Here is a 12082-nt window from a genome sequence, read left to right as displayed (position 1 = left end):
TTTTTTGGTTGTTTAATTTTAAAATATACGTTATTTTTTTATTGATTATGTAAATTATTTATAAGTGTTGATGAATTATTTTTACCAAATAGACTTTCTGAATTGTTTTTATCCATCATTTTATTAATAATAATTTAAATAATTAACCCAATGGGTGAAATAGTCATATTTGTTATAAATATCAAAACTTTATTATTAAATTAGCATCATTGTTATTGATGACTTTATTAATTATGAAAAGAATTTTACTTTTATCTTTGTTATTGATAGTTTCGCTGTCTAGCGCCCAAATCAATTTGAATATCACAAGCACCAATGTCGGCACTGCACCTGTCAGCAGTTTTTTTTCCTACTCATATGTTCAGCAGATCTATCCTAAACAGGAGTTGAATGCTACAGCAGCGGGAAATATTACTGGCCTTACATTTTATCTGGATCCGTCTGCCACAATCAATGATTCCTCAGACTGGACCGTTTATTTGGGGCATACTGCAAAAACAGCATTTACATCCGGTACAGACTGGATTCCGGCTGCACAGCTTACTCAGGTTTTCACAGGGACTGTGACCAAAACCAATAATAAAGTAGAAGTGACTTTTACCACACCATTTGCCTATAATAATACAGATAATTTAGTGATCGCTGCTAGGGAAAATTCTCAGAGTATCGATATCAATAATTTTGATGAAGCTTTCCGTGTGTATCCGCATATTCAGTATTCTACTCTCTATTATAAGGGAGATCGTGCGGTAGTTGATCCTGCAACGCCACCGGGAGGAATAAGAGCAGATTACAAATCTGCAGTTACCATTTCAGGATTGACCCCTAAACCAGGCCCGTATTGTCCTTTTGTGAATTATCCTACAAACGGTACCGAGTCTGTGGCTTTACTTCCTAATATCAGATGGCTGGCAGTCCAAGGCGCAGATTCTTATAAAATTTCATTGGGAACAATTCCCGGCGGGACGGATGTTGTTAATCAGCAGACAGTGACCGGGGTTAATTTCACTCCATCAACTGCGCTTAACCGCGATACAAACTACTATTTAAAAGTTACTGCAGTTTCAGCCGGCCTTGAGTCTTTGGGCTGTGCAGATATTACCTTTAAAACTATTCCTCCGATTCCTGCCAATGACGCATGTTCAGGAGCTTTCGCAGCATCTGTATTTCCTTATGAATATACACAAAGTGACGGCGTATCTGCCACTAATAATAATGGATTTATAACCTCATGTGCTGATGCCATGAATGACGGAACCTGGTTTAAATTTACAGGAGACGGTGGTCAGTTTAAAGTAGGAATCACGATGCCTTCGGGCAGTGCTTATGATCCACAGATGGATATTTATAGCGGGACATGCAGTAGTTTGACATGTATAAAAGCAGTAGATGCCGGCGGTGGCGGAGCTGCAGAAACCTATACCTTCACCACGACGGCAGGAACTGAATATTTTATCAACGTCGGAGCTTATGAAGAAACAGTCGATATGCCGGAAAATGTATTTACCATTAAGATTACTAAACTTTAATAGAGGTGAAATGTAAATCGTCAGTAGTGAATTTTTACTAGCAGAGAATCATTCACCATTGATTTGCGCAGCAACATTGACCATTGACATGAAACTTTAGTGAATTGTGAATTGTCAATAGTGAATTTTTACCAGTAGGGAACCGTTCACCATTCACTTGCGCAGCAAAATTGACGATTGACAATTTAACACTCTGTTTATAACAAAATATTACCGTAACTTTCACTGTATGAATTGATTTTATACAGTGAAAGTTGTTTTATAGGGAGCTCATTGCTTTATCAATCCCGGAATATTTAACAAACTTTAACTCAAAAATGGCATTCATTATGTTGATTAATGCCAGTATTTATCAGAAATTTACCACTTATTTTAATTAAAGCTATGTCAGATACATATCAAGCCGAAGATATCCGCCAGTTGACGGAAAAAGTAAAAGAAAAAAACTACTTATTTTCTCTTCTGAGACAGGAAATCAACAAAGTGATTATTGGACAGGAATATATGATAGACCGCCTGTTGGTAGGACTTCTTGGAAATGGTCACGTTCTTTTGGAAGGGGTTCCCGGACTGGCAAAAACCCTGGCGATAAAAACCCTGGCAGAAGCTGTTCACGGTGAGTTTTCAAGGATACAGTTTACCCCCGATCTGCTTCCGGCGGATGTGGTGGGAACCATGATCTTCAATATTAAAGACAACGATTTTTCCATAAAAAAAGGTCCTGTTTTTGCGAATTTTGTGTTGGCGGATGAGATCAACCGTGCGCCGGCAAAAGTTCAGTCGGCACTGCTGGAAGTGATGCAGGAAAAGCAGGTGACCATTGGTGATGAAACGATGAAGCTTCCAAAACCGTTTCTGGTACTGGCTACTCAGAACCCGATTGATCAGGAAGGAACTTATCTGCTTCCGGAAGCTCAGAGCGACCGTTTTATGCTGAAATGTAAAATCGATTATCCGAGTTTTGAAGATGAAAGAACGGTGATGAGGATGGTTTCAACCTCTCATCAACCGGTTGTCAAGCCTGTGATTTCACTGCAGGATATTGTAGATGCTAAAGAACTGATCAATCAGATTTACCTGGATGAAAAGATCGAAAAATATATTCTGGATATGGTGTTTGCAACCCGTTATCCTGAAAATTACGGACTTTCCGAACTTAAAAACTACATCGGATTCGGAGCTTCTCCGAGAGCATCCATCAACCTTGCGATTGCATCCAGAACGTATGCATTCCTGAAGGGAAGAGCTTTTGTGATTCCTGAAGATGTGAAAGCATTGGCACAGGACGTATTAAGACACAGAATTGGTCTTACATTCGAAGCTGAGGCGGAAGAAATTACATCAGAAGAGATCGTGAGCAGAATCCTGGCTAAAATTCAGGCACCGTAATGAGTGAAGTGGTCATCAGAAAAGCGGTTCAGGAAGATTGCGCTCCCATGCTGGAGCTGATCCGTGAACTGGCAGAATACGAGAAAGCACTTCATGAAGTGACTTTAACTTTAGAAGAATTTATCGAAGATGGCTTCGGGAAATCTCCAGTTTGGGGAGCTTTTGTTGCTGAACTCAATAATGAAATTGTAGGGATTTCCCTGTATTATGACAGATTTTCAACCTGGAAAGGAAGAAGACTGTATCTTGAAGATCTTGTAGTGACGGAAAGAATGAGAGGAAAACAGATCGGAAAACTTTTGTTTGATGCCACTTTGGAATATGGAAAATCAAACCAATACAGCGGAATGGTTTTTCAGGTATTAAACTGGAACGAACCAGCCATTAATTTTTATAAAAAATACAGCCCGAAATTTGACAATGAATGGCTGAATGTTTCGATTGAACTGAAGGATTAACGAGAAGGGAAGAAAGGAAGTTAGAAGATGGAAACGCAACCCGTAACTCAAAAACATTCAACTCGAAACCCGCAACGCATTATGGAAATAAAAGATATTGTAAAAAAAGTAAAGCAGATAGAGATCCGTACCCGAAAGAAGACGGAAGCTTCGCTTATGGGACAGTATCACAGTGCTTTTAAAGGACAGGGGATGACTTTCTCGGAAGTACGCCCCTATCAGTTTGGAGACGAAATCAGAAGAATCGACTGGAATAAAACAGCCCGGTTCCGTGAACCGTTCGTCAAAGTGATGGAAGAGGAAAGAGAGCTGACCATGATGATCCTGGTAGATATTTCCGCGTCCATGGATTATGGAACCAAAAACCAGCTGAAAAGGGAATATGTAGCGGAAATCGCTGCCAGCCTTGGATTTTCGGCTGCCGGGAACAATGATAAAGTAGGACTGATCCTGTTTGCTGATAAAGTATATAAAGTGATTCCGCCGCAGAAAGGCAGAAAACATATCCTTTCGATCATCAGTAATATCCTGACGGCAGATTATATATCTGCTGTATCGAAGATCGATAAAGCGATGGAATATATGATGGGGATTTTCAAAAGGAAATCTCTGGTTTTTCTCTTCTCGGATTTTGAAGATACGTATGACTCCAAAATGTTGAGAGTCGCATCAAAAAAGCATCAGCTGCTTGGGATGAGGATCTTTGACGAAAAAGATAACGAAATCCCGGATGTTGGTTATGCCCTTCTGCATGATGCCGAAACAGGAAAAGAAGTTTGGGCTAATACTTCCAGTGCAAGGTGGAGGTATACGTTTGCGGAAGCCCAGAAACAGAAAGTCCGCGCTTTGGAAGAAGATTTTGCCAACAGCTCGGCCAGCTTTATGAATATGGGCACCGGTGCCGATTATTCAAAAATGCTGTATAATTATTTCCAGAAGAAGTAAATATCAATAACAAAGGCATCGCCTTAACTCTATTATTTGAAATTGAAAAAAATATTATTCATACTGTCTTTTCTCATCTGTGTAAATGCATTTTCACAGATATTGTCCTCGAAGCTCGAAAAAAAGACCCTTGCTTTGGGGGAAGTGAATCGTTTAACGATTAAAATTGACAATGTGCATGACCTGCAGGTTGTTGCAGCGCCTAAAAATGAGCTGCTTCCTTTCCATTTCGAGGAAATTAAAGACAGCATCGGACAGAATCAGAATTTCTACGAAAGAAAAATTGAATTCTCAGTCTATGACGAGGGGAAATTTACCATTCCCGAACTGGAATTCAATGTGGGAGGAAAGATATTAAAAACCATTCCTTATGAAATTGATGTGATCAACACCGCTCAAAAGGCCGATCAGATCAATGATATCATGAATAATAAGGAAGTAAAGCTTGAAACCAAAGATTATTGGGAGCTCTATAAGTTCTACATTTTAGCTGCCCTTGCCGTGATTGCACTGATTATTGCGGTCATTATGTTTATCAAATGGGGCAGAAAATCGAAAAGCTCACCTGCGGTTGCAACGAATCAGACTTTAAAAGAGCTGGATTCTTTAAAAAAGAAAAAATACATTGAAGACGGTAATTTCCGTTCCTTTTATGTTGAATTAATAGAAATATCAAGAACATTCATCGCCAGACAATACCATCTTCCGGCGGATGTTCTACTTACCGACGATCTTATTGAGGTCATGAAAAAGAACAACACCATTTCCCAGGAAAACGAAAAGATCGTGGAAGATGTATTTTTAAGAGGGGACCTGGTGAAATTCGCCAAGACTTTTCCTGACCAGACTACCATGGAAAAAGATTTTGCAGATATCCGCGATTTTGTGAAGAGATCATCAAAAGATTTAGAATTTGAAAACTTAAGAAAGGATGCCTGATTTTGAATTTTACAGTCCGTGGTTCCTGCTGCTTTTTCTGCTGTTCATTCCCCTTTTTATTAAAGATGCGGGAGGGAAGAAAAAGAAAGGCATAAAAGTCCCTACCATCCAGAATATGGATGACAGCGGAGGAATCCGTGCGGTGCTTGTTTTACTTAAACTTTCGAAATACATCATTCTTTCTGCCCTTATTATTGCGATGGCCAGACCGAGAACATTTACAGTTTCTCAGGACCGGGATGATACCAAAGGGGTAGATATTATGCTTTCTATAGACGTTTCACTGAGTATGCTTGCCAAAGACCTTAGTCCGGATCGTATTACCGCATTAAAAGATATTGCCACTAAGTTTGTTCAGAAGCGCCCGAACGATAGGATAGGGGTGGTAGCTTACGCTGCAGAAGCATTTACCAAAGTGCCGGTGACTTCGGATCATCAGGTGGTGATTGATGAAATTAAAAACCTTAATTCTGCAGGCCTTGAACCGGGAACAGCGATAGGAGAAGGACTTTCCGTAGCGGTCAATCATCTGACCAAAAGCAAAGCTAAAAGTAAGGTTGTGATTCTGATGACAGACGGTGTCAGCAATATTCAGAATGCAATACCTCCGCAAGTCGCTGCAGAATTGGCCAAAAACAATAATATAAAAATATATTCCATAGGGATCGGAACCAATGGTTTTGCACTGATGCCTACTTCACAGGATATTTTCGGGGATCTGATCTTCACGGAAACGGAAGTGACGATTGATGAAAATACCTTGAGAGAAGTAGCGCAGACTACCGGAGGGAAATATTTCAGAGCGACTTCCAACAGCAGTCTGGAGGAAATTTATGATGAGATCAATCAACTGGAAAAATCGGACATTAAGGTTTCCAAGCTGTATAACTATGATGAATATTTTAAAATCTTCCTTTGGATCGCGCTTGGAATGCTGTTTTTTGATGCATTGCTGCGATGGGTATTATATAAATTTTTAAGCTGATGAATTGGTCTTTAGGAAATTACTGGTATTTACTTTTGCTGCTGCTCTTACCGCTGCTGTCTTTCTTTCTGGTCCGTTATCTGAAATGGAAAAAGAAAAAGAGGGAGATTTTTGCAGACAGCCGGTTTCACGATAATTTATTTGAACACAGATCGGGATTTACAAAGTTTTTCCCCGTTTTATATCTTTTGGGAACACTTTTCCTGATATTTTCCATTATCGATCTGTTGAATGGTTCTGAAGAAGTGAAAACCAATCAAAGGCTTAATAATGTAATTTTTATGCTGGATGTTTCCAATTCTATGAATGCGGAAGATATTGATCCCAGCCGTCTTATGGAAGCAAAGAATCTGATGTTGAGCACCATGCAGAAGATGAAGAATGATAAGATCGGGATTGTGATCTTTGCCGGTGAAGCTATTTCCATTATGCCGCTTACAACAGATTACGGGACTGCAGAAACTTACATAAGTGCTTTAGAAACAAGCTCGATGAAGGTTCAGGGGACGGATTTTCTGAAAGGAATGCAAGCTGCAGCTGAAAAGTTTAAAAATGTAAGCAAGGGTTCAAGAAAGATCATTCTGCTGAGTGATGGGGAAGATAATGAAGGGAATGACAATGCAGCCATCCGACTGGCGAATAAAGAAGGAATCTCTATAACATCGGTAGGAATAGGAACAGACGAAGGCGCACCGGTACCAGAATATGTTTTCGGACAGCTGATGGGCTACAAAACAGATATGGATGGCGGAACGGTTATTTCCAAAAGACAGACCGAAGCCCTTAAAAAGATGGCAGAATCTACAGGTGGTGATTATATCGATGGAAATAACATCAACGAGGCACCCAATAAGATCATCGATGCCATGAATAAAAAGGCTTCATCCGCACAGACTTTGGTGAGATCTCAGAACGCCAATCATTATTATCAATATTTTTTAATAGTATCCATTTTCTTCTTCTTTTTAATTTATATATTGAACCCGAAAAAAGATTTCAACGTATAATATTTTATTCTTTGTTTATCAATATTTTAAATAAATACTTTAACCGAACTTTAACAAATACAAGTCTGTTTATTAACATATAAACGAATAATTTTGCAGGTAATGAATACTAAAATCATTTTTTTGTCGTTTTTTATTGCTTTATCATGCTCAAACCTGATGTTTGGTCAGGAAAACTACCGTACACTGGTGTATGAAGGCAATCAGAAATTCAACGGTAAAGACTATGATGGCGCATCTTCCAAGTATATGGAGGCAGTAAAAAAGAATGAAAAAGATTTTACAGCTCATTATAACCTGGGGAATGCCCTGTATAAAAGCAAGAAGTATGAAGAGGCCAAAGCAGAATTTGACAAAGCACAAAAGCTTTCGCAGACACTGCCCGATAAGACGGCTGCCCTTCATAACCTTGGAAATACCTATATGCAGATGAACCAGCCAGAAAAAGCGGCTGATTATTATAAGCAGGCCCTGAAGCAGGATCCTTATAATGAAGCGACGAGAAAGAACTTTGAAATTGCCAAGCTGAAAGAAAAAGAAAAACAGCAGCAAAATAACGAGAAGAATAACTCAGGAAAAGGCGGTGGCGGCGGTGATGATCAGAACAAAGGAGATGATCAGAAAGGCGATAAAAAAGATCAGAAGCAGGATCAGGGTAACGGCCCCGAGAATGAAGGGAAAAGCGATCAGGGAAATACTCCTAAGCAGAACCAGAATAATGAAGGGAAGATCCCTAAAGACCTTGAAAATGCCATATTAGATAAAGTAAGCGAAAAAGAAAAAGAAACCGCCAGAAAAATCTTAAATAAGAACTCTTATTCGACGCCGCAGAGCAACGAAAAAGATTGGTGATGCAGCAGAAATTAATTTACATATTATTTATTTTTGCATCCGTAATTTCTTACGGACAGGTCAACCTATCTCTGGAAACAGATAAAACCGAATACAACGGAAAAGATATTGTCAACCTGACCATCATTCTTGAACTTAACGGAACTGACCTTGTTCAGCAAACAGGTTTTCAGCTTCCTGACCTTTCAAAATTCAACATCATCGGAAGCGGATCCGTAACGAATACTGTGATCGATCCGGCTACCAATACCCTTATTACCCAGAAAGTATCGAGAATTGCTCTTGAGCCTAAGAAAAAAGGAAAAATCAAGATTGGTTCCGTACTGGTAACCGTAAGTAATAAGATCTATAAAACCGAACCCTTTGACGTTAATATAAAAGATATTATCGATAGAAGATCACTGGCGAGTAATGTTTCCGGGGAGATGTATCTGAATATGGAGATTGAAGACCGTGAGGTGTATCAGGATCAGCCTACCATAGCAGTATTGAGGGTGTACTCTAAAAACATGGACAATTTCAGAAAGGTGAAAGATGTCCGTCTTCCGCATCAGGATAACATCAATGTACATCCTATCAGCATGAGCAAATCGGAGATTGATCCTTCGGGCGCCGGAAATATGGCTTCACAGACTTTAGCCGTTTTTATGGTGTTTCCCAATGAAGCAGGTTATGTAGAAGTTCCTTCCGTATCAGCATCGGTAAGTTCCTATGCGAATAAAAATAAAATTGTTTCCAATAAAGTAAAACTTAATGTAAAAAAACTTCCGGAAGGATCCCCCGAATACTTCAAAAATGCAGTAGGGAACTTCAGCGTGAATGTTTATCATGCATCAAAAGATAAAATAGAGGTTGAAAAACCCATCAATGTTATCGTTAAAGTTTCAGGAGAAGGAAATCTTCCTGATATGTATCTTCCAAAGATATTAGCGTCTCCGGACTATGAAGTGTTTACGCCGAAAATTACCTCTAAAGTAGCTCCCGGAACAACGGGAATGAAGGGAGAAGTGTTTGCTAATTATGTGGTGATTCCGAAAAAAGCAGGGGCTATTTCAATTCAGACTGAGCCGTTTGCATTTTTTGATCCGGCCAGCCGCGAATATGTAGATCTTGGACAGGAAAACCTAGCTTTGAATGCATTTTCACATGATCAGATTCTTGAATCCCGTACAACGGTTGAAAAGGTAAACGAATATACCAATACACTTTTAGAAACCGTAAATACACCGGTTCTGAAGACCACTACATTTAAGGTTAAAGAAAAAAGTAAATTCCACTGGAATATTCTTTTAACCAATATTGCCATTCTTGTAGGGTTATTTGTAATATATCTGTTATTTAAGACTTGGCAAAAAAAACGAGCGTTAGTTAGAGAAACAGCATCTCCGAAACCGCTTGGTTCTGTGGCAGAAACAGAACGGGAAATAAGAGAAACACTGAAAACGGATATCAATGATTACTTCAGCTATCTTGAAAATCTTAAGGATAATGAAGATTATCAAAAGTTTTTTGATACGCTGGAAGAAATGGATCTTGAGGTAAGAAACCAGTATTTCAAGAGTTCTTCCGAGGAATTCAGAACATTTTTGGAAAGCCATAAAGGATCTTCTGTTGCAGAGGAGTATAGAAATCTGTCACAAAGAATTCAAATGGAAAAATACTCACCTTTGAAATCTGCAGAGGGAATGGACGAACTTTTAAAAGCAGTTGTTAATTTGTATTCACGTATTAGCAAATAATCACTTTTTTTTCATATTTTTGCGAAATTATTAATTACAAAGAGATGGAAATATTTAATGATTTCTCTATTAAAGAGATCGTTACCTGCTTTATGGTTCTTTTTGCCGTGATCGATATTATTGGCTCTGTTCCTATCGTGGTAAGCCTTCAGCAGAAGTTTGGCCAGATAGAAGCCGGAAAGGCATCCATAACTGCCGGGGTGATCATGATTGTTTTTCTTTTCGTGGGAAACAAAATTCTAAAGCTTATCGGAGTAGACGTTAATTCATTTGCTATTGCCGGTGCTTTTGTGATTTTTATCATAGCGCTTGAAATGATTTTGGGAATCGAGATCAATAAAACCACTGAAGCAAAGGCGGCATCCATTGTCCCTATTGCATTTCCGCTGGTTGCCGGTGCCGGAACCCTTACCACAACGTTATCTCTCAGAGCTGAATTTCATGACATTAATATTATTTTAGGAATTGTTCTCAATACAATTTTCGTATATTTGGTGCTGAAATCAGCAAAGTGGCTGGAAAACAGAATGGGGGAGGCCACGCTGTCTATTCTTCAGAAAGTTTTCGGGATCATTCTTTTGGCGATTTCAATAAAATTATTCACCGCTAACTTTGCCCAATTGGTGCAGAACTATATTAATTTTTAAGAATCATGCAGAAGTTTTATAAAGTATTTCTAGTTGTGTTTATCGTTTTTATTGCCATCAATCTTTATGCATTAGACTGGCAGACGGATCTTTTATCAGAAGATAACCTGAAGTTTGTATTTTCAATCGCTTCAGCAGTTCTCGGTCTGATTTTGCTTTTCGTGCTGGATACATGGAGCAGGATCGGAGTGAAGAAATAATCTCAGAATCACATTATTCTATATAATAAAACCTCTTTCAAGTGAAGGAGGTTTTTTTGTTTTTTGCTGGTGGCTTCTGGTGAATCAATTTCAAAACTTGGGAAGCGGATACGTTTTTTTTAACGCAAAGAAATTGATTACACTAATGATAAAGGGAAGCAAAGGCGGAATCAATTTTCATTGATTCGATTAAGTAGGCGCTCTATCCGAAAGCTTCATCAGAGACGAAGTCGAACTCTTTGCCTCCTCCAACTCAAAAGCACTTTTCATAGAACTTTGCGTAAAAAAAAATTATCTCTTCCTCAAGTTTTGCAGTTGATCTCTTCGAGTGCCTCCATCAGTGTGTCACATATGAAACTAAGTGTACATCCGGAAATAATAAGGCAAATCCCTTGGTGGTTGAGGTACTCGAAGCCACCTACGTACTAAGAAACCACAAGATTCCTTAAAACAGCCTCCGATTTCAGCTCTGTTTCACGCCACTCTTTTTCCGCATCGCTCTGCGCAGTGATACCGCCACCCACAAAGATGTGTACGGAATCTTTATACAATCTTGCGCATCTTAGATTGACAAAATACATGACACTTTCATCAGTTTCTACTTTAATGAAGCCGGCATAAAATTCACGTGGAAATTTTTCAAACTTCTGGATATTCTGTTTGCAGAAATCTTTTGGTATTCCACAGACTGCCGGAGTAGGGTGGAGGTCATGGATGAGGCTGTCGAGATCGTCAGGTTGTATACGGGCCTTAAAATCTGTTCTGAGGTGTTTGATGTTTCCCGAGATATGATCGTAGGTTTCCGACACCTCTATGTTCTCTGAATAATTTTCAAGAATGTCCTTAATATAAGAAGTGACGGGTTTTTGCTCTTCAATTTCCTTTTCTGTCCATTCTTCAGATACCGGAAGTGTTCCGGCAAGGCTCATGGTTTCAAACTGATGGGTTGTTTTATTGAATTTTCCCAGCGTTTCCGAAAAAGCACCCATCCAGGCATTTTGTCCATCATTAAAGAGGTATCGGAATGCGTTGGGATAAGATGTACAGAGTTTTTTAAAACTTTCTTTAAAATCAATTCCTTTAAAATCTGTGAAGATTTTTCTTCTTGAGTACACTAATTTGGGAAGCTCATGAGTTTTAATGACATCCATGACCTGATGAAGGGTAGTTATATATTCGTCTTTGGTTTCTTCGTTGAAATGACTTTCATCTTTCAGTAGATTTTCATTCGTAATGGTATTGTTTTCAAACTGCTCAGAGGCGTTGATGATATTACCTTCAAAAATAATCTGCCTCAAAAGATCAAAAGACCGAAAACTCACGGATTCTTTGTTTTGTTGCTGATCAGTTGAATATAATGTTTCGTCGAAAGGAAGTTTGAAATAAATCATT

Annotated in this window: 12 protein-coding genes; 11 read left to right on the top strand and 1 reads right to left on the bottom strand. The window is 38.9% G+C overall.

From position 1 onward, the window contains the following. Positions 1-233: 233 nt before the first annotated feature. The 11 genes from LC419_RS02780 (at position 234) to LC419_RS02730 (ending at position 10690) form a co-directional block, all read left to right on the top strand. Positions 234-1529, top strand: a complete 1296-nt coding sequence (locus tag LC419_RS02780; protein WP_223605918.1) for a hypothetical protein — start codon at positions 234-236, stop codon at positions 1527-1529. Between the two features lie 384 nt (positions 1530-1913). Further along, entirely contained in the window at positions 1914-2918 is a 1005-nt protein-coding gene (locus LC419_RS02775; RefSeq protein ID WP_223605917.1) for a MoxR family ATPase, read from the top strand. Beyond that, the gene (locus LC419_RS02770) at positions 2918-3376 is read left to right on the top strand and encodes a GNAT family N-acetyltransferase (RefSeq protein ID WP_223605916.1); all 459 of its coding nucleotides are present in this window, start codon (positions 2918-2920) and stop codon (positions 3374-3376) included. Before LC419_RS02775 ends, LC419_RS02770 begins: the two co-directional genes overlap by 1 nt. Before the next feature lie 81 nt (positions 3377-3457). After that, positions 3458-4321, top strand: a complete 864-nt coding sequence (locus tag LC419_RS02765; protein WP_223605915.1) for a DUF58 domain-containing protein — start codon at positions 3458-3460, stop codon at positions 4319-4321. A 36-nt stretch (positions 4322-4357) separates the two neighbouring features. After that, on the top strand, positions 4358-5260 hold the full coding sequence (locus tag LC419_RS02760; protein WP_223605914.1) for a BatD family protein: 903 nt from the start codon (positions 4358-4360) through the stop codon (positions 5258-5260). Continuing rightward, positions 5253-6245, top strand: coding sequence for a VWA domain-containing protein (locus tag LC419_RS02755; RefSeq protein ID WP_223605913.1), 993 nt, complete (start codon positions 5253-5255; stop codon positions 6243-6245). The genes LC419_RS02760 and LC419_RS02755 overlap by 8 nt, the downstream gene beginning before the upstream one ends. Then, the gene (locus tag LC419_RS02750; RefSeq protein WP_223605912.1) at positions 6245-7252 is read left to right on the top strand and encodes a VWA domain-containing protein; all 1008 of its coding nucleotides are present in this window, start codon (positions 6245-6247) and stop codon (positions 7250-7252) included. The genes LC419_RS02755 and LC419_RS02750 overlap by 1 nt, the downstream gene beginning before the upstream one ends. Before the next feature lie 123 nt (positions 7253-7375). Beyond that, positions 7376-8104: a tetratricopeptide repeat protein gene (locus tag LC419_RS02745; RefSeq protein ID WP_223605911.1), complete on the top strand. Its 729-nt coding sequence runs from the start codon at positions 7376-7378 to the stop codon at positions 8102-8104. After that, positions 8104-9843: a BatD family protein gene (locus LC419_RS02740; protein WP_223605910.1), complete on the top strand. Its 1740-nt coding sequence runs from the start codon at positions 8104-8106 to the stop codon at positions 9841-9843. The genes LC419_RS02745 and LC419_RS02740 overlap by 1 nt, the downstream gene beginning before the upstream one ends. 44 nt (positions 9844-9887) lie before the next feature. Continuing rightward, complete coding sequence (locus tag LC419_RS02735) at positions 9888-10490, top strand: MarC family protein (protein ID WP_034728847.1); 603 nt, start codon at positions 9888-9890, stop codon at positions 10488-10490. Positions 10491-10495: 5 nt separating this feature from the next. Continuing rightward, a complete protein-coding gene (locus LC419_RS02730; RefSeq protein WP_034728849.1) occupies positions 10496-10690 on the top strand; it encodes a hypothetical protein in 195 nt (64 codons plus the stop codon). 425 nt (positions 10691-11115) lie between these two features. Here LC419_RS02730 and LC419_RS02725 read toward each other — a convergent pair whose 3' ends face one another. Further along, positions 11116-12081 carry a chorismate-binding protein gene (locus tag LC419_RS02725; RefSeq protein ID WP_223605909.1) on the bottom strand — a complete coding sequence of 322 codons (966 nt, stop codon included), beginning with the start codon at positions 12079-12081 and terminating at the stop codon, positions 11116-11118. Position 12082: the final 1 nt, after the last annotated feature.

This window comes from Chryseobacterium sp. OSA05B (genome assembly GCF_019970065.1).
Taxonomy (GTDB): Bacteria; Bacteroidota; Bacteroidia; order Flavobacteriales; family Weeksellaceae; genus Chryseobacterium.
Note: the sequence above shows the minus strand (reverse complement) of the source record. Positions and strands in the feature narration are given on the sequence as shown.